Source organism: Microvirga sp. M2, from assembly GCF_047497095.1.
Taxonomy (GTDB): Bacteria; Pseudomonadota; Alphaproteobacteria; order Rhizobiales; family Beijerinckiaceae; genus Microvirga.
In genome coordinates this window covers 463,891-481,622 of sequence record NZ_CP134064.1, presented here as the reverse complement: position 1 = coordinate 481,622, position 17,732 = coordinate 463,891, and the positions used below count along the sequence as shown (strand labels likewise).

The 17,732-nt window shown below is 62.0% G+C and carries 14 protein-coding genes and 1 pseudogene; 5 read left to right on the top strand and 10 right to left on the bottom strand.

What is annotated here, in order from left to right; translation table 11 throughout:
• The first annotated feature begins 2 nt into the window (after positions 1-2).
• The gene (locus tag RE429_RS21950) at positions 3-2,012 is read left to right on the top strand and encodes a peptidoglycan-binding domain-containing protein (protein ID WP_414475454.1); all 2,010 of its coding nucleotides are present in this window, start codon (positions 3-5) and stop codon (positions 2,010-2,012) included.
• Positions 2,013-2,440: 428 nt separating this feature from the next.
• Here RE429_RS21950 and RE429_RS21945 read toward each other — a convergent pair.
• The 9 genes and pseudogenes from RE429_RS21945 to RE429_RS21905 all read right to left on the bottom strand — a co-directional run.
• Positions 2,441-2,644 (bottom strand): annotated as a pseudogene (locus RE429_RS21945) (transposase); the annotation flags it as partial.
• A 499-nt stretch (positions 2,645-3,143) separates the two neighbouring features.
• Positions 3,144-4,201 (bottom strand): IS630 family transposase gene (locus RE429_RS21940; RefSeq protein WP_414474987.1). Its coding sequence is split into 2 segments (ribosomal slippage): positions 3,144-3,665 and positions 3,668-4,201, totalling 1,056 coding nucleotides; the frame shifts between segments, so codons are not numbered across the junction.
• Between the two features lie 82 nt (positions 4,202-4,283).
• Positions 4,284-5,702 (bottom strand): M20 family metallopeptidase, encoded by a 1,419-nt coding sequence (locus RE429_RS21935; RefSeq protein WP_414475453.1) that lies wholly within the window; start codon positions 5,700-5,702, stop codon positions 4,284-4,286.
• Positions 5,703-5,746: 44 nt separating this feature from the next.
• A complete protein-coding gene (locus RE429_RS21930) occupies positions 5,747-6,619 on the bottom strand; it encodes an alpha/beta hydrolase (protein ID WP_414475452.1) in 873 nt (290 codons plus the stop codon).
• Positions 6,616-7,620 carry an ABC transporter ATP-binding protein gene (locus tag RE429_RS21925; RefSeq protein WP_414475451.1) on the bottom strand — a complete coding sequence of 335 codons (1,005 nt, stop codon included), beginning with the start codon at positions 7,618-7,620 and terminating at the stop codon, positions 6,616-6,618. Before RE429_RS21925 ends, RE429_RS21930 begins: the two co-directional genes overlap by 4 nt.
• Positions 7,617-8,600 (bottom strand): ABC transporter ATP-binding protein, encoded by a 984-nt coding sequence (locus RE429_RS21920; protein ID WP_414475450.1) that lies wholly within the window; start codon positions 8,598-8,600, stop codon positions 7,617-7,619. Before RE429_RS21920 ends, RE429_RS21925 begins: the two co-directional genes overlap by 4 nt.
• Entirely contained in the window at positions 8,597-9,511 is a 915-nt protein-coding gene (locus RE429_RS21915) for an ABC transporter permease (RefSeq protein WP_414475449.1), read from the bottom strand. The genes RE429_RS21920 and RE429_RS21915 overlap by 4 nt, the downstream gene beginning before the upstream one ends.
• Positions 9,508-10,485: an ABC transporter permease gene (locus tag RE429_RS21910; protein ID WP_414475448.1), complete on the bottom strand. Its 978-nt coding sequence runs from the start codon at positions 10,483-10,485 to the stop codon at positions 9,508-9,510. The genes RE429_RS21915 and RE429_RS21910 overlap by 4 nt, the downstream gene beginning before the upstream one ends.
• Before the next feature lie 41 nt (positions 10,486-10,526).
• Positions 10,527-12,137, bottom strand: a complete 1,611-nt coding sequence (locus RE429_RS21905; RefSeq protein ID WP_414475447.1) for an ABC transporter substrate-binding protein — start codon at positions 12,135-12,137, stop codon at positions 10,527-10,529.
• 101 nt (positions 12,138-12,238) lie between these two features.
• On the opposite strand from RE429_RS21905, the gene RE429_RS21900 reads away from it, so the two are divergent.
• Complete coding sequence (locus RE429_RS21900; protein WP_414475446.1) at positions 12,239-13,114, top strand: MurR/RpiR family transcriptional regulator; 876 nt, start codon at positions 12,239-12,241, stop codon at positions 13,112-13,114.
• 108 nt (positions 13,115-13,222) lie between these two features.
• Here RE429_RS21900 and RE429_RS21895 read toward each other — a convergent pair whose 3' ends face one another.
• On the bottom strand, positions 13,223-14,185 hold the full coding sequence (locus RE429_RS21895; RefSeq protein ID WP_414475445.1) for a LysR family transcriptional regulator: 963 nt from the start codon (positions 14,183-14,185) through the stop codon (positions 13,223-13,225).
• A 169-nt stretch (positions 14,186-14,354) separates the two neighbouring features.
• Between RE429_RS21895 and RE429_RS21890 the strand changes: the two genes are divergently transcribed.
• The 3 genes from RE429_RS21890 to RE429_RS21880 all read left to right on the top strand — a co-directional run bounded on the left by RE429_RS21890 (position 14,355) and on the right by RE429_RS21880 (position 17,385).
• Entirely contained in the window at positions 14,355-15,197 is an 843-nt protein-coding gene (locus tag RE429_RS21890) for a transporter substrate-binding domain-containing protein (protein WP_414475444.1), read from the top strand.
• Between the two features lie 205 nt (positions 15,198-15,402).
• Positions 15,403-16,773, top strand: coding sequence for an NAD(P)/FAD-dependent oxidoreductase (locus RE429_RS21885; RefSeq protein ID WP_414475443.1), 1,371 nt, complete (start codon positions 15,403-15,405; stop codon positions 16,771-16,773).
• A gap of 258 nt (positions 16,774-17,031) precedes the next feature.
• Complete coding sequence (locus tag RE429_RS21880) at positions 17,032-17,385, top strand: cupin domain-containing protein (RefSeq protein ID WP_414475880.1); 354 nt, start codon at positions 17,032-17,034, stop codon at positions 17,383-17,385.
• Positions 17,386-17,732: the final 347 nt, after the last annotated feature.

The window sequence follows — 17,732 nt, the reverse complement described above, 5'->3', positions numbered from 1 at the left end:
CAATGACGAATTTGAGCCGTGGATCCCGCGAGCCGGAGCGGCAGATATTCTCCGGGATCGGAATGTCGACGGACGTCTCAACGGCAAAACATCGAGACGACGCCGAAGGAACGGAGCCGGCGTCCTTCCGCTACAACAATCCTGGGGCTCAATATCCGAGCGCAGACGCCGCGCGGTTCGGCCAAACCGGATATGGCCTCATTGGAGGCGGGCACAAGATCGCGCGATTTCCTTCACCGGTGAATGGAGCTGCTGCCAATTTTGATCTGCTGTTTCGAAAGTATACAGGGATGACGATTGGTGCGGTTGGAAAGAAATGGACAGGTGAGAATGGATTCGGCGTCCCGGGTTATGATTCGAATGCTATTTTGACGAAGCAAATGTTGGATGATCCGGAGCAGGCGATTGCGCTACTGAAGGCGATTGCGGGGCGCGAGTCGGGCCGTGGCAACAACCTCACTGAAGATCAGTGGCGCCAAGCGCACCGCATGTTCAAGGTCGGAAGTGCTGATGGATATCTGAGTGGAGTAATAGCTGATTCTCAGATCTACGTTCCGCCGGGAACGGCGACCGGAGCGGGATTGCTGAGGCGAGCGCAACGGCACATTGGCGAAGATTACCGCAATGTTCGAGTGCCCAAAGACAATCCCAATTGGGATGGTCCTTGGGACTGCGCGGAGTTTATGTCCTGGCTGGTGTTCCAGGAGGCAGGTGTCCTCTATGGCTGCGTCGACAACGAGCTAGCACCATCCCAAGCGGAAGCTTACACAGGAGCCTGGAAGAGAGATGCCGAGCTGCGCGGTATCCGCGTGTCTGTCGAAGAGGCGGCTGCGACAGTCGGCGGCATCCTGCTTCGCTATCCGCCTGCGCCGGGCAGGATGGGCCACCTTGCCCTGTGCGACGGAAAGGGTGGCACCGTCGAGGCAAAGGGCGAGCGATACGGTGTCATCGCCGACACGGTTCATGGCCGCGAGTGGCACTGTGGTATCCTGGTCCCCGAGATCGCCTACGGGTCTGCCCCTGCGATGAGAGTTTCCGCGCCTGCATTCCATTACGCACCGGATGTCCCAAACATGAAGAGAGAGATCATCGCGGAGATCCAGAGAACCCTAGAGTCGAAAGGCTTCGACCCAGGTCCGATCGATGGTGAATTCGGACCCAACACGCAGGCGGCCGTAGCGCGTTTCCAGGTAGCTCAAGGTTTAGTCGTTGATGGCGCCGTTGGGCCTGAAACGGCGGCGGCGCTAGGCGTGTCACTAATCGACGAAACGCCTGCAACTTCGGGGGCCGCTACGCTTTCTGGACATGCCTGGACTGAAGTGCGCAAGCGGATCAGCCACGAACCTTCCAGCCATAGCATCGGATCCTCGCCGCGCGAAGCCGAAGGGATCGATCTCTTGCAGATGCTTGTCCTCGCGATGCTTTCAAAGGAAAGATCGATGTTCCAAGATGCTGCTAAGCCGGGGCAAAGCATGGGCCAAATAGGTCTCTTATTGCCCCTCCTGCTGCAGTCAGCATTGACGGGCAAGCGACTTGACACGACTGAGCTCGTGAGCGTGCTGCTGGCTGGGAAGCCAACCGCACCGCTGGCATTGCAGGCGCTGGAAACCCCGCACGCTCAGTCATCCAAATCGCAGACGGTCGACACAATGACGACGCTGTTGCCGTTGCTGTATCAGAATCTAACAGGACAGCCTTGGCCAAGAGTACACTCGACAATGCCCGACGCAGTCGCGGATCAGCCGAGGGAACCAGCACAACCCGCCACCTCGCGACCCAGCGTGCAACTCAGTGCTGCCGGCCTCGGGATAACGGCAATTCTGCAAGCCCTGGGAATTGTCGGAACACCTTTTGGCACAGGATCTGAGCCGACGCAGATCGGGACCCTTGCGACGCTCATTCCGATCATCACCGGCGTGTTTGGCGCCACAGGTGGTTTCGGTGCATTGTTGAGTGCCGGAAGCACACTATTCCGCGGCGTGACGAGCGTCGCCGCAAAGGCCTCAAAATAATCAGCTGTCATGTTCTACTAAAAAAATTTTCGGCGAAGTAGATCAGGTGCGCTGTCTGAAAAATGCGGCAACGGGAATTACAGAACTAGGGGACTCAACTGGTAAGAGAAGCTAAGAATGCAACGGCTTTGGAGGAGGTAAGCCGCAAAGAGGCGAAATTAAGCGCCCTGTTGAGATTGCCTCGCTTTAGCAGATACAGTTTTATAGGGCGGCATAAAGGCACAAGTTTCAAATTTTACAAAGGCTAAATCTCTTAGTTGATCCATTTGATATTTAGAGATGAGGTTATTTATAATACAATTATAAACTATCTGAAGGCAATAGCAACATGAGGTCAAATCAATATTTCAATAAAAGTTCTGTATTTTAGGTTTGGCGGCTTTCGGTTGCCGCTTCGAAAATCTTGTCTGCTAGAGTATCCGTGTTGATCAAGCGGTTTTTGGGGCCCATTTTCGCTGATCTCGCAAGAGCGCATTGGCCAGGACGATGAGCTTTCGCATGATGGCCGTGAGAGCGACTTTGGCGGGCTTTCCGGCCGCGATCAGGGCTTGGTATTTGGCTTTCAGGTCCGGGTTGAAGCGGGCCGCCACCAGGGCTGGCATGTACAGCGCCTGGCGCAGACGGGCGCGCCCGATCCGTATCGGTCTGCATCGGAACGACCCGTCCCCTCTCACCGCCAGCGAGTTCGCGACCCGCTGGCGGTGTCCCCATCTTGCTCGATCAGGACGGAAAAACCATAAGACAAGCATCGGATCGATCCGATGCTCACTTCTTAGAGAGCGCATCGTTTTCGCGGACCCGGAGGGCCACGTTCGTGAAAACCGGGCCCACTTTTCCGCACGATGCGTAAGGTAGGGGACTCACCTAAGCCAATGAGTCGCTGTCGCGACGAGGACAATGGCGGCGAGCCAATTAGCTGTCTGGATGCGAGACCTCCTGGGCATGAGCGACGACTTGGAGGGCTCGTGGCAAAGCATCTGGATCGGGCGGCTTCGCGTTCCGGGATCGGCCAACCGCGGCTCGGCGGCGCAAGCCGTCAAAGCGCTAAGCTTACTCCTCAATCGCGCACCCCCCTGATCCCGACAACGCTCTGCCACCAAACAGTCCCCTTATACCAATTCCCGCTGATCATCATTGGTGCGCCCACTCGCGCAAGCCGATCGACATGATGGTCCAAGGCTGATCGATCAGCTTGTTCCAAGCCGCACAGCAGTGGTCGAGAATGTCCGTGTAGGACGTGAAGATCCGGTTGGAGATCCAGTTCTCCCTTATGAACTGCCAGATGTTCTCCACGGGGTTCAGCTCAGGCGCCATTGCCGGCAGCGGCACCAGAGTGATGTTGGGCGGCACCTTCAGCTTCCTCGAGACGTGCCATCCAGCTTGGTCGAGCAGCAGCACAGCATGCGCGCCAGGCGCCACCGCCTGCGAGATCTCGGCCAGATGCAGGGACATCGCCTCGGTCGTGCAGCGGGGCAAGACCAGGCCGGCGGCTTTGCCTTGGGCCGGGCAGATCGCCCCAAAGATGTAAGCAGACGCAGTCCGCAGATCGCGTGGGGCGGAGGGACGGGTGCCGCGCTTGGCCCAGCGCCGGGTGATCTTGTTCTTCTGGCCGATGCGGGCCTCATCGGCAAACCAGATCTCTATGGGCCGGCCGCCGGCCTCGTTGGTCGCGATCTCCTCCAGACGCGTGGGGAAGTCTTTTTAAAAGCAGCCACGGCCGCGTCGCTCCTGGCGTGATGACGCGGGCGAGCCGACAGCTTACGGAAGCTCAGAGACCGCAGCTCACGGCTGAGCGTCTGCTTCGAGATCCGGATCCGGTACTCCTCCCAGAGCCACTGCATCAGGTCGGCCAGGCGCCAGCGCACTACCCCGTGGACGGCTGGGATCGGGCCGCTCTCGATCATCTCGCTCAGGCGCTGCCGATGCGCGTCGCTCAGGATCGAAGGCTGTCCCGGCGCCTTCCCGTCCAGAAGCCCATCGGGCCCATGGGCATTGAAGCGCAGGACCCAGTCACGCACCGTCTGCAGGCTGACCCCGCCGATCTCGGCCGCTTGGGTGCGCAAGCCGCCCTCGTAGATCACCGCCAGGGCCAGCAAGCGGCGGGTCTGCGGGGCATCCTTGCTCCGGCGGGCAAGTTGGCGCAGACGAACGGCATCGTAATCGGGCCGGAGGGCGACGGGAATGGACATGGCAAACCTCCTCGCTTGCCATGTTGAATCACATCTCAGGCGCTTTGACGCTGCGACGAGTCGCTCTCACCAGGACGTGGTATTAGTTTCGTGACATGTCCAAGGGCGGCTCGACGCCTTCGCGCAGCGGGCTCACATAGGGTGTCTCACGGGTTCTCTCTGCGAGATCGGCCTTGGCCGCCGCGATCAGGGACGGATCGGTCATCGCGGCCATGCCGGTTGCAGCCATGGCTTTGGCGACATGCACCATCGCCTTGTGTGCGGCCGGCATCTTGCCCTGGGCGACAACCTGCCATGTGTGAAACGGCGTGCCGATCGCCACTGTCGGAGCGTGGGCCTGCACAGTCGGCACCACCCAGCTCACGTCGCCGATATCGGTCGAGCCGACCATCGGCTTGCGCGGCGAGGCGAGAGGCACCAGGAAGTCGGCGAGAGGCGCGTCGGATTTCGGCTGGCCGATGGCCCGGTAGACGGAGGCAATCTCCTGCTCGGACAGCGTTGCGCGGATCTTCCTCGCGAAATCACGGTCCGTGTCGTCGAAGGGAGGAGGTCCGAGTTCTTCCATCGCATTGTGCAGTGCGTGCTCCAAGGGCGTATTGCCGAGGGTGTTCGACACGGCACTGACGATCCGCATCTCGACACTTGTCTCCGTCATGAGCGCAGCACCCTGCGCGATCTTGTGCACGCGCTCGACCAGATCGAGCATGCCGCCAAGATCCATGGCGCGTATGGAATAGCGCACGCGGGCATAGGCCTGCACCACGTTGGGGGCGATGCCGCCCGTGTCGAGAAGGGCATAATGCACGCGCGCGTCGGAGGGCATGTGCTCGCGCATGTAGTTCACGCCCACATTCATGAGCTCCACCGCGTCGAGCGCACTGCGGCCCAGATGGGGAGCTGCGGCGGCGTGGGCTGCTCGTCCCGTAAAGGCGAAATCAGCGCGGGTATTGGCGAGCGACAAGGCCGGCGCGACTTCCCAGAAGCTGTAGGGATGCCAGGAAATTGCGATATCGGCATCGTCGAAAGCGCCCGCACGCACCATAAAGGCCTTGGCCGCGCCGCCCTCCTCCGCGGGGCAGCCGTAATACCGGACGCGGCCCGGAATGCCCTTTTCGGCAAGCCAGGTCTTCAGGGCGACCGCCGCCAGCATTGCGCCGGATCCCAGAAGGTTATGGCCGCATCCGTGTCCATGCCCGCCGGACTCGATAGGCTTATGCTCGGCGACACCGGATTCCTGGCTCAAGCCCGGGAGAGCATCGTACTCGCCCAGGAAGGCGATCACGGGCCCGCCTTCGCCTGCTTCGGCGATGACGGCGGTGGGAATGCCTGCGACGCCTTCCGTGACGCGAAAGCCCTGATGCCGCAACTCGGCGGCGTGCTCGGCCGAGGAGCGCACTTCGGTGTAGCAGACCTCGGGCATTCCCCAGACCCTGTCGCTCAAGGTGATGAGGCGGTCCTTGGCGGCGTCCACATGCTGCCAGATTTCATTTCGAACGTTCATGATCTTGCTCCGAATTCGGCTGGGCGAGGGCGCTCGAACAGCTTCTAAAGGGCGCCTGCTTCCGCGGACACCAGTTCGTCGGCGGCTGGAATGCGTCCCTCGAACCAATAGGCGGCGGCGGCACGCGACATGGCCGCGCCGTCATGGCCCACGCCCGCGATGCGGATCAGCGTCCAGTTGAACGGCAGGCCAAGACGCTCGGCTTCCCGGCGGGCGAAGTCGTAGACGAAATGCGCGCGCGCATAGCGATGCGGCCCCTGACCCAGGGCCTCGGCTTGGGCGGGCAGGTTGGGATCGTCCGTGCTGGTGTCCTGATCTCCCGCGAAGATATGCATGGGATAGGCGAACCAGCGTGCGATGGCGGAATCATCGAGGCCGAGCCGGCCGAGACCCTCGGGGAAGCTGCGCTGCAGGGTCGGCAGGGTATACCAGCCCGGATTCGCTGCAGCCACAGCCTCGAAAGGGTCATGGCTCTGGGTGGCCAGCAGGCGGTGGGCGAATTGCCCGCCGGCGGAATGGCCGAACAGGTGAGCCTTCGTGCGGCGCGTCACGCCGCCGTTCCGCAAGGCCGCAAGAACGCGGGCCGGGACGGCATAGAGCCACTTCTCTACGGGCTGGACGCTTCCATCGCCTTCGACGATCAATCCGTTGTTATAGGATTCCGCATTGGGAAAATGCTCATTGGAAAAGGTCGGCGCAGCGATCAGGAGGCGGTGCTTCTCCGCGGCCGGAATCCAGAAGTCCCTGTATTCGTCACCATTGCGCAGCATGCCGTGCTGGACGATGACCACCGGATCATCAGGTCCGTGATCCGCCGGGCGGTAGACGTTCACGTTCAGCGGCCGGTCGGGATGAAACGGATCGACGAAAGGAAGCGTGCTGCGGCCGATCTCGGGGGTGAGCGTGGTCGTGGTCATGGAGTGTCCGAATGGTGTAAATGACAGGCGGCACTGCGGCCGGGGGCGATCTCCCGCAGGGCCGGGCGGACCTCACGGCATTTCGCCATGGCGTGCTCGCAGCGGGGATGGAATGGGCAGCCGCTGGGCGGTGCGAGAGGTGAGGGCAGTTCGCCCTTGAGCGGCTGGAACGTGCGTCTGCGCCGCGCCGTCGACGGGCTCGCGGCGATGAGCGCGGCGCTGTAGGGATGGGCCGGCTCGGCGAAAACAGCGGAAGCCGCGCCGATCTCGACGATGCGTCCGAGATACATGATCGCGACCCTGTCGCTGATATGCCGGACGACACCCAGATCGTGGCTGACGAAGAGATAGGTCAGTCCGTGTTTCTCACGGACATCCATGAACAGGTTGATCACCTGAGCCTGGATCGAGACATCGAGGGCCGAGACCGGCTCATCGCAGACCAGGAAGTCCGGCTTCACCGCGAGTGCACGGGCAATGCCGATGCGCTGTCGCTGTCCGCCGGAGAACTGGTGCGGATAGCGAGTGCGATAGGCGAGATCGAGCCCGACCTCGGTCAGGGCCTTGTCCACCGCTGCGTCGATCTCGCTTTTCGGCAAAAGGCGATGAACCCGCAGAGCTTCGCCGACGATCTTGTGGACCTGCATACGTGGATCGAGCGACGCGTAAGGGTCCTGAAAAACCATCTGGACCTTGAGCAGATAGTTCAGGCGCTCCTTTCCCCGGAGCTTCGCGGCGGATCTGCCCTCGAAGGCGACGTCGCCCGCACTGGGCTTGGAAATACCCGTCGCGATCCGTGCAAGCGTGGACTTGCCGCAGCCGGACTCGCCGACGAGGCCCAGCACCTCGCCGCGCGTCACGCTGAGATCCACGCCATCGACCGCTTTCAGGACCGGCGGCGGCGGAGCGTTGCCGGTTGCGGCAAGGAGGCGCTGCGCGAATGTCTGCTTGCCGCGAAAGTGCTTCTTCACATCTCGCAGCTCGAAGAAGGGGGCGTTCATGGGGCGCTGCCCTCGGGTACGGGGTTGTGGCAGCGGTAACTGTGCCCGTTCGCCAGAGTCTGCGACGAGGGGTTTAGCTCCGCGCAGAGAGGAAGGGCACGCCCGCATCGCGGGCGGAAGGGGCAGCCGCTCGGACGCGCATCGATGCTGGGTGCGGCTCCGTCGATCTGCTTCAGGCGCTCGCCCGGAGCAACGGTCGCGGCGGACGAGCCGAGCAATCCAAGCGTGTAGGGATGGCAGGGCCGATCCAGAACGTCATCGACGGTTCCGGTCTCCACGATCTGCCCGGCATACATGACGGCAACGCGGTCGGCGAGTTCCGCGACGACGGCGAGATCGTGGGTGATCCAGAGGACGGCGGTGCCCGTCTCGCGGCTGAGTTTCTGCACCTCGAACAGGATCTGACTTTGGATCGTCACGTCGAGCGCCGTTGTCGGCTCGTCGGCGATGATCAGGTCGGGCTCGTTCAGCAAAGCTGTCGCGATCGCGACCCGCTGGCGCATTCCGCCCGAGAACTCGTGCGGATACTGCCCCAGCCGCGCATCGGGCGAGGGGATGCCCACCCGCGACAGGGCACGCGAGGCCTCCGCCATCGCCTCTTCACGGCTGCAGGCGCGATGCTCCAGGATGGCCTCGCACATCTGCTCGCCGATGGTGAGGACCGGATTGAGCGTCATCAGCGGGTCCTGGAAGATCATCGCGATGCGGTCGCCCCGCAGGCTGCGCAGACGCTCCTCGGAGGCCTGCCGCAAGTCCTCACCCTTGAACAGCACATCGCCGGTCACGATCTCGCCGGGCGGATCGATGAGCTGGACCAGCGAGAAGCCGGTCACGGACTTGCCCGAGCCGGATTCGCCGACGAGGCCCACGATCTCTCCCGCCTGCACGGAGAGATCGACCCCATTGACGGCGGGCCAGGCTCCCGCGAGGTCATGAAACACGGTCTTGAGCCCGCGGACGTCCAGCAGCGGCGATGTCATGAGCCCCTCACGTTGAAGCTGCGGCGGAGGCGTTCGCCCACGAGGTTGAGCGACATGATCAAGAGCACGAGCGCGATGCCGGGAAAGGCCGCGATCCAGTATTCTCCCGACAGCAGGAACTCGAAGCCGTTGGCAATCAGCAGGCCGAGCGAAGGTTGGGTCACGGGAACGCCGACGCCAAGGAAGGAGAGGGTGGCTTCCAGCGTGATCGCACTCGCGATGTTGATGGTGGTGACCACGAGCACCGCACCGACGGAGTTCGGCAGCAGGTGTGCCAGCATGATGTGGCGCGTCGGGAGGCCGAAATTGACGGCGGCCTCGATATATTCCTTGCGCCGCTCCACCAGGGCGGCCGCACGCATCAGCCGGGCATATTGCGCCCATTGCACCAGGATGATCGCGAGAATCACCTTATCGACGCCCCGCCCGATCGACGCGAGCAGGACGAGGGCGATCAGGATCGACGGAAAGCCGAGCATGAAGTCGACGACGCGCATGATCGCCGCGTCGACGGCACCGCCGAATTGCGCAGCGACAAGGCCCGCAAGGATGCCGATGGCGAGGGCGCCCGCGGTCGATGTCAGGCCCACGAGCAGGCTGGTACGAAGGCCGTAGAGGATCGCGCTCAGCATGTCGCGGCCCTGAGCGTCGGTGCCGAGCCAATAGGTGATGCCGCTCATGCCCTGCGAGCCGGGCTCCAGGCGGTTGTCCATCACGCTTAAGGTGGCGAGGTCGTACGGGTTCTGCGGCGCGATGAAGGGGGCGAGCAGGGCCACGAGCAGGAGGAGGCCGAGGAGGATCACCGCGCCGCGCGTGGTGGGACGATTGCCGATCCGGCGCAGCACTTTTCGGCGCGTTGGCGTGTTGGCGTCGTCGGGCACGGCGGCGGCCGCAGAATTCAGCGGCTTCATGCCATTTCTCCGGTCAGCTTCACGCGGGGATCGAGCGCCGCGTAGAGAACGTCGACCAGGAAATTCACGGCCACGAACAGCAAGGTCGCGAGCATCACGTAGGCGACGACTACGGGACGGTCGAGATGATAGATGCTGTCGATCAGGAGCTTGCCCATGCCCGGCCAGGCGAACACGGTCTCGGTGATCGTCGAGAAGGCGACGAGGCTGCCGAATTCCATGCCCGCCACCGTGACGACGGGGATCAGGATGTTGCGCAGGATGTGGCGTCCGACGATACGCTTCCGGCGCACGCCCTTGGCGCGAGCATATTTCACGTAATCCTGTGTCGTCGCTTCCGTCGTTCCGGCCGCAACGAGGCGGATCATCAGGGCCATGTTCGGAACGGCGAGATTGAGCGCCGGCAGGGCGAGATGCTTGAGGCCGTCGAGCGTCAGCAGGCTTGTCGGGACGCCGAGAACGGAAACCGTCTCACCGCGTCCGGCTGTCGGCAGCCATCCGAGAAAGACGCTGAAGAGCAGGATGAGCATCATGCCCTTCCAGAAGCTCGGAAGGGAGAAACCGAGAATCGTCCCGGCCATGATCGCGCGGCTCGGGCGGCTCTCGGGGTTGAGGCCGGCCAGAAGGCCGAGCGGCACGCCGATGGCGGCGGCCCCGCTCATCGCCAGAAGCACCAGCTCGAAGGTGGCCGGGAGCCTGCCCACGATCAGGTCGACCGCGGGAATGCCGTGCACGAAGGAGCGGCCGAGATCGCCCTTCAGAGCATTGCCGAGGAAGGACAGATATTGTTGCCAGATGGGCAGATCGAGACCGAGGCGGCGGACCATCGCCATGCGTTCCGCGGCGCTGACCTGCGGAGGAACCAGAAGTTCGATCGGATCCCCGATGCCGTAGACGGCGAGGAAGACTACGATGGAAACCGCGAGCAGAACCAGGACACTCTGGATCAGACGCTGCAAGATGTAAGCAGTCATGTCAGGCGTTCCGGTCTGCTCGCGGTTACGTTTCAGGAGGCTTATTTCGCCGGTTTCACCTGCATGGCCATCGTGAACTGGTCGGCGCGGCCGACATAGGTCAGGTTCGACTTGTAGGCCCAGACGGTGCTTTCGAAATGCAGCGGGATGAATGCGCCGCCTTCGAGAACCTTCAGGCCGGCCTGATTGAGAAGCTCGGACCGCTTCGCGTCGTCGAGAGTGACGATGGCCGTGCGGATGAGCTTGTCGAACTCGGGATCCGAATAGCCGCCGTAGTTTGATCCGCCGATGGTCTTTGCCTCATCCGGCGTCGCAGGCCACTGACGCAGGAAGGACGAAGCCTCGCCGCTCGTGGAGCCCCAGCCGCCGAGCGCCACGCTGAACTCCTTCTTGGAGCGGCGCGGGAAGTAGATGGCGCGCGCCATCGCGTCCACCTCGGCGCGGATGCCGACCTGGGTCAGGTACTGCGCTACGGCCTGCGTGATCTGGCTGTCGTTGATGTAGCGGTCGTTCGTGGTCGCGAGCGTTACCTGAAATCCGTTGGGATACCCCGCCTCGGCCAGGAGCTTCTTCGCCTGGGCCGGATCGTAGGCGAGCTTGGGCGGGTTCGGCAGGGCGCCGAACATCCCGGCGGGCAGGAACTGGTAGGCGGGTTCGGCCGCGCCGTCCATGATGCGCTTGACGATGGCGTCGCGGTCGATGGCGAGCGACATCGCCTTGCGCACGCGCGGATCCTTCAGCGGGTTCTTGCCGTTGTCGGCCTTCACGAACGGGCTCGGCTCGCGCTCCACATCGAGCTGGAAGTAGATCACGCGCGTCGACGGCGTGATCACATAGCCGAAGCGCTTGTCGTCCTTGATACGGCTGACGTCACGCGCGGCCGGGTTCTCGATCACATCGTAGTCCCCTGCCAGCAGTCCGGCCAGACGGGGACCGGCATTGGGAACCGGCACGAAGGTAACATTGGCCCAAGGTTCGGCAGGGCCCCAGTATTTCTCGTTGCGCTCGAGCTCGACGCTCGTCCCCTTCGTGTAGCTCTTGAACTTGTAGGGACCCGTGCCGATGGCGAGCTTGCCGTCGTTGAAGTCGCCGACGACGGGCCATGCACCGGTCACTCCGCAGTTCTTTGCGACGTCGAAGGTCAGCTTGTCATGCGGAAGAATGGAAGAGCTCAGGATGGCCACGGCAGACAGGAAGTTCGGCAGCAGCGGATCCGGCGCCTTCGTGGTAATGATGACGGTGTGCGGATCGGGGGCTTCGACCGCCGTGAAGTTGCCGGTAATGTCGGCGAAGGAGCCGGCGATCGCGGTCTCGTTCTTCAAGGTCCGGCAGAAGCTGAAGATCACGTCGTCGGCGGTGAACGGCTTGCCGTTGGAGAACGTCACGCCCTGACGGAGCTTGAACGTCCAGCGATTTTGTCCGTCGTTCTCCCACGACGTCGCGAGGCTGGGCAGAACCGTCTGCTTCTCGTCCTGCTTGGTGAGCCCGTCGAAGATGTGCGCCGCGAGGGCGTTGTTCGGCGTCAGATCGTGATAATGTGGATCGATGGCGGTCGGCTCGGAGCTGAGCGCGACCTTGAGGGACTGGGCCCACGCGGGAGCGCCGAGCAGGCATGTGCCGGCGACGAAGGCAGATATAAGTGGACGATGCATGGAATTTCTTCTCCGTTCCCTGGACGCTGTCTTTTGACAGATTTATTTTCAGAAATTAGAAAACATGAAAATGAACTGACGTCAATCTGGGTGGAGCGTCCATGTCACATGTTCTGAAGCCGACGACGGACCTCGCCAACCGCATTTCTTTCAACTATCCCTCGCTCACCGGCGCTCCGCGCCGTGCAGCGGATTTCGTGCTGCAGAATCCGCTCGAGACGGCGACGATGACCATCGAAGGCTTCGCCGAGCGCAGCGGAACGTCCGCTGCAACCGTCACCCGTTTCGTCCGCATTCTCGGATATGGCGGCTATGGCGAGTTCAGAGCAGCGCTCGCGGAAGCGCTGCGGGTGGCGATGGCGCCCATCGACAGCCTCGCGGGCGCGCACAGCGTGGAAGGCTCTGCCTTCTCGACCCTCGTCACCGTCCTCAAGGACCAGACCGCCAACCTGAACGAGACGATCTCGGCTCTCGACGAGGAAGTCTCCTCCCGCGCCATGAAGGCTCTTCTGGAAGCGCGCCGGATCTTCATCGTCGGCTCTGGCGCGAGCCATCATGTGGCAGCTCATCTCGAGGAAGGATTGGCGCTTTATCTCGATGCCAATGTCACCTTTGCGTCGTCTCGCGGCGGACCCGAGCAGGCGATCCGCCACATCATGACCATCGGTGGGGCGGACGAGGTCATGATAGCCATCTCCATTCCTCGGTACTCCCGTGGAACCGTCGATCTCGCGAGCCTTGCCAAGAAGCGCGGGGCGACCGTGCTGGCGCTGACGGATGCACCCAGCTCACCGCTCGTGCCGATCGCCGACATGACGCTGTTCGCTCCGGCGCGAAACCGCCTGCTGCCGAATTCGCCGACAGCCGCCTTCGCACTCGCGGACGCCATTATCACGGCCGTGGCCCGGGAGCGGCCCGATGCGGTCGAGACCCTGAAGGAGCTGAGCGAAAGTCTTCTCTGGACGTTCTATCAGTGAGTGTACGAAGGCGGACCTCTTTGGCGTGACGCCCCGGTCGTGTTCCCGCGCAGGGGCGTGGTGCAAGAGCAGGGATCTCCGGTGGAGGTCTTCGGTCCCCCAAGGAGTTTAGCGCTTATGGATCTTGAGCTCCTGGAGGAAGCGCTCGAGAACGGGGTTCATGTCCTTGCGAGCCTTGAAAATCACGTCCATTGGGGTCTGCACGGTAAAGTGGTCCGGCCGGATCGAACGGATCGCTCCGGAGGCCTCCAGGGGATGGCTGACATGAGCCGGCAGAAAGCCCAGCAATTGCCCCGTCAGTAGCAACATGGCGGTCCCTTCGACGTTGCGCGCAATCGCAGACGTTCGAACCTGTGTCATCCCGTTTCCGAGAACCTCGATGAGCCGTTCGCTTTCATTATGGCTTGGCGAGATATAGCGCTGATGCCGGAGGTCGTCGCGCTCGATGCTGACATGCGTGAATAGCGGGTGCGCTTTACCGCAATAGAGCCCGCTGGTTTCGCTATACAGAGGGCTGTAAACGAGCTGCTCTCTGAACGTCGGCCGACGGGGCAGCACACCGATATGGATGCGATCATCCAACAACGCGGCCTCCATCACGGACGAGGACATGATGGAGAGAGTGATTTCGACGGCTGGTGACTGTATCAAGAGCCTGCGCATGGCTCCGATGATCGGGTTGGCGGGGTCATGCAAAGTGCTGTCGACCACCGCAAGATGGAGGCTGCCGATGAGTTCCGTATGAAGCCTGTTGATCCGGTTGCGAAATTCATCGAGGGACCGCAGCGCCTGTTCGGCTCCTTCGTACACGTCCCTCCCATGATCGGTTAACTCAAAACCGCCCCTTCCGCGCCGGCACAGTTTCAAACCGAGCCGTGCTTCCAGCTCGGCCATATGTTTGCTGATCGCGGACCTGCTGATCCCCAAAGGGACCTCCGCCGCACTGAACCCACCCGAATCCGCAACTGTGAGGAATACGCGCAGGAGGCGAATATCGACATCATTGATGGGGCTCTTGAAGCCTTTTGAAATACCGTCGCCCTCCTTGTCGGCCGTTAGTTGAGTAAACATTCACGTGAATGCGCGCAATACGAGATTTAAGTGTAGCGATGGCGCTCGTATAGCTCGTTTAGAATGCACCCCCTGTTCGTCTGACGAAAAGGAAGCAGCGGATCCGGACCACTGGAAAGGGTATTTCGTGGGTTGCATGCAGCAAAGATAAGATAGGGGAGCCGTTGAGATGAACAGAAGACCGCTTTTTACTGCGATCGCCCTTGCTTCTGCCATGCTGTCGACGAACAGCCTGGCCCAGGACAAGCCTATCCGGATTGCAACCGAAGGTGCTTATGCGCCTTGGAACTTCACAGTGGCCGGTGGAAAGCTCGAAGGCTTCGAAATCGACCTTGCAAATGATCTCTGCACACGGATGAAGTCTCGTTGCGAGATCGTTGCCCAGGATTGGGACGGCATGATTCCGGCCCTGAACGCAGGCAAGATCGACGTCATCATGGCGGCCATGAGCGTGACGGAGGAGCGCAAAAAGGCTCTTGCCTTTTCCGACATCTACGCGCCGACGTCCTCGACCTTTATTGCGGCCAAGTCCGAGGCTCTTGCCGCTCTGCCCGAACGCGGCATTCTCGTTAATCTCGACAAGAACGGACCAGATGCCGAGCGGCTGATCCAAGAGCTGCGGGGCGTGCTCAAGGGCAAGATCATTGGCGTTCAGGGATCGACGACCAATACCAATTTTATCCAGAAGTATTTCGCCGATGCGGTCCAAATCCGCGAATACAAGACGACCGAAGCGCATGACCTCGATCTGTCGTCAGGCCGAATCGATGCCGTCTTCGCCACGATCACGGTTGCCAAAGCGACTTTGGAAAAACCCGATTTGGCCGACTTCAGGACGTCCGGACCGATCTTCAGCGGAGGTGTTTTCGGTCCAGGCGTCGCTGCCGCGATGCGCCAATCCGACACGTCCCTGCTTGGGACGTACAATGCCGCGCTCAAGTCGGCAATTGCCGACGGGACACTTGGAAAGTTGACCACGAAGTGGTTTGGCGCCGATCTCACGCCGAAGTGAGACTTTCGTCCGAGGTGAATCCGCAAACCCGCTGTTTGCGCGCGTTCAGAAGACATGCTTACAGCCATGAGCAGGCCTCACGCCCGTTTCGCGTGAGGCCTTTGCTCAGCTCGCCTTAGACCTTTCGAGAATTCATGAGATGACGGCTCGCTCCTCTTTGTCCGATCTACCTATTGACGATTGCTCATGGTGGTTGCGTGAGGCGATGGCGCGCCGTCGAGGGGACCCGTCGTTACCGCCTCTCGCCACAGATATCAGTGCCGACGTCGTGATCGTCGGTGGCGGCTTCACCGGGCTGTGGACCGCGATCGCACTGCGTCAACGCAAACCCGATCTGAAGATCGTCCTGATCGAGGCACAGGTGTGCGGCGCTGGCGCAAGCGGCAAGAATGGCGGACTGGTCAGTGGCTATTGGGGATCGCTTCCCGGCATCGCAAAGGGCCTGGGTGCCAACGCGGCTCTCGAGATCGCCCGCGCCGGGGCCAAAGCCCAAGATGCCTTAAGGGCGTTCGTTCAAAACACGGAGGTCGATCTTTGGTGGCGAGAGGCCGGATTGGTGATGGTTTCGGCGTCGCCCGCCCAGGATCTCAGCATTCAACATGCTGCTCAAGAGGCGGCACGCCTCGGCGTGCCGCATACAGCGCAGCAGCTCACACCACAGCAGGTTCAGAGCATTTGCGGCGCATCCCCCTTTCGCGGTGGGATTTACTATCCGGAAGGTGCGACCGTCCACCCTGGCAGACTGGTGAGGGCGCTGCGGGCCCATGCAAACAGGCTCGGGGTCGCGATCTTCGAGAACACGCCGATGACCGCGCTCGAACGCGGAACACCCAACCGGATCGTCACCCCGTCCGGCGCAATCGTCGCGAGAGATGTCGTTCTGGCCACCAATGTGGAGCTGATCAAGCTCAGGGAAGTTGCTCCCTACGTCACGCTCTTCTCGAGTTACGCCGGTATGACCGAACCTGCCGAGGAACCGCTCAGATCGACGCGCTGGCTCGGCGACCAGGGCCTGACCGATGCCCGCATGTTCGTGCACTACTTCAGGAAAACTCCGGACCACCGCGTGCTGATGGGCTCGGGGTCCGGCCCGATCGCATTCGGCGCACAGACGACGTCACCGCTTCTGTTCAGAGATCAGGCCAGTGCAGGGCGCGTTCTTGCGGGAGTCAGGCGTCTGCTGCCGGAGCTGGCCCGCGTGCGGATGGCCGGGATCTGGGGCGGGCCTATCGATGTCGCCACGGACCGCCTGCCATACTTTGCGACGATCCCGAGAACCCGGGTTCATTACGCGGCCGGCTATTCCGGCCATGGAGTGAACCCGACCTATATCGGCGGGCAATGTCTGGCATCCCTCGTGCTCGATGAGAAAGACTACTGGGCGCAACTGCCGTTCTGCACCCGCCAGCGCCCGACATTCCCACCCGAGCCACTCCGCTTCATCGGCGGCCGCGCGATAAGGTGGGGTATTCTGGCCTGCGAGGACGCTGAGGACATGGAGCGGAAAGCAGGCCTTTGCGCGCGCGCACTGGCAACCTTGCCGGAGCTGTTCGGCCTGCGTGTCGGAACGCGTTAAACAAGCCATCGGCGTGACGGCGGGCAACGGCCGAATTCCCATCTTGACCGCTGATCATCTGTTCCGGTTTCAGAAGGCCGATATGGTATGGAGTCTTCCGGTCGGCGACCAATCGGCAGGGTTCCATGCCGCCTGACTTCGGCGCTTCGGATTTTCAGCCGAGAACGGGGAACTCTCGCGCGGTTGCCATTCACCTTGAGCCGCGAGAAGCATGAAGCCCATCGATGCTCGATCTTTCATCAACAGGACGGAGACGACATGACAAATATCACCTTCTTCAAGCTCGATGACCTTGGCGAAGCCCGTGACGGAAAGCCCATACCGGAGCGGCTGGTGGACGGCGATCCAAGGTTCAAGACCTGGGATATCGAGACGTCACCGGACGGTCGCGTCAGCGCGGGAGTGTGGGAGGCGACGCCTGGCGCCTATCGGTCCATCAAAGGAAACACTTGGGAGTTCTGCTCCATCTTGTCTGGTGTTTCCGAACTGACCGAAGACGGGAAGCCGGCCGTGCGCCTTCAGGCCGGCGATACATTCGTGATGAAGCCCGGATTCGAAGGCACATGGCGCGTGATCGAGACAACGCGCAAGCTCTGGGTTGCCCAAGACTGAAGGCCATGAGCTTCGTCCGTAAAGACGATCCGGTGCGTGGAAGGACGCGGCAAGCCTAGTCGCGCGACGCACCGGACATCTCTATCCAAGTGCGGCCCGAAACCGGGCCGCATGAGGCCTCGGGCGGTTGCCAGCGCGCATCGTTTGAGCGGATCCGAACGGCCACGTTCGTCAAAACCGGGTCCACTGTTCGCTCGCGCGGCCCGCTGGGTCCGCACGATGCGCTAGAACATTTGCGCGATGGATCGAATGTCGACTCAGGTGGGGAGTTCCTGCAATAGTTGTGACAGCATAGGATGACGGCCCATCTGATGCCCAGCCCCAATCTCCTCCCGACCCGTCAGGTG

Bases quoted from the DNA above. Each gene is read 5' to 3' on its own strand.
- RE429_RS21925 (WP_414475451.1), bottom strand. From the start codon at position 7,620: ATGAACGCCCCCTTCTTCGAGCTGCGAGATGTGAAGAAGCACTTTCGC.
- RE429_RS21920 (WP_414475450.1), bottom strand. From the start codon at position 8,600: ATGACATCGCCGCTGCTGGACGTCCGCGGGCTCAAGACCGTGTTTCAT.
- RE429_RS21885 (WP_414475443.1), top strand. From the start codon at position 15,403: ATGGCGCGCCGTCGAGGGGACCCGTCGTTACCGCCTCTCGCCACAGAT.
- RE429_RS21910 (WP_414475448.1), bottom strand. From the start codon at position 10,485: ATGACTGCTTACATCTTGCAGCGTCTGATCCAGAGTGTCCTGGTTCTG.
- RE429_RS21930 (WP_414475452.1), bottom strand. From the start codon at position 6,619: ATGACCACGACCACGCTCACCCCCGAGATCGGCCGCAGCACGCTTCCT.
- RE429_RS21915 (WP_414475449.1), bottom strand. From the start codon at position 9,511: ATGAAGCCGCTGAATTCTGCGGCCGCCGCCGTGCCCGACGACGCCAAC.
- RE429_RS21895 (WP_414475445.1), bottom strand. From the start codon at position 14,185: ATGTTTACTCAACTAACGGCCGACAAGGAGGGCGACGGTATTTCAAAA.
- RE429_RS21950 (WP_414475454.1), top strand. From the start codon at position 3: ATGACGAATTTGAGCCGTGGATCCCGCGAGCCGGAGCGGCAGATATTC.
- RE429_RS21935 (WP_414475453.1), bottom strand. From the start codon at position 5,702: ATGAACGTTCGAAATGAAATCTGGCAGCATGTGGACGCCGCCAAGGAC.
- RE429_RS21900 (WP_414475446.1), top strand. From the start codon at position 12,239: ATGTCACATGTTCTGAAGCCGACGACGGACCTCGCCAACCGCATTTCT.
- RE429_RS21880 (WP_414475880.1), top strand. From the start codon at position 17,032: ATGACAAATATCACCTTCTTCAAGCTCGATGACCTTGGCGAAGCCCGT.
- RE429_RS21905 (WP_414475447.1), bottom strand. From the start codon at position 12,137: ATGCATCGTCCACTTATATCTGCCTTCGTCGCCGGCACATGCCTGCTC.
- RE429_RS21890 (WP_414475444.1), top strand. From the start codon at position 14,355: ATGAACAGAAGACCGCTTTTTACTGCGATCGCCCTTGCTTCTGCCATG.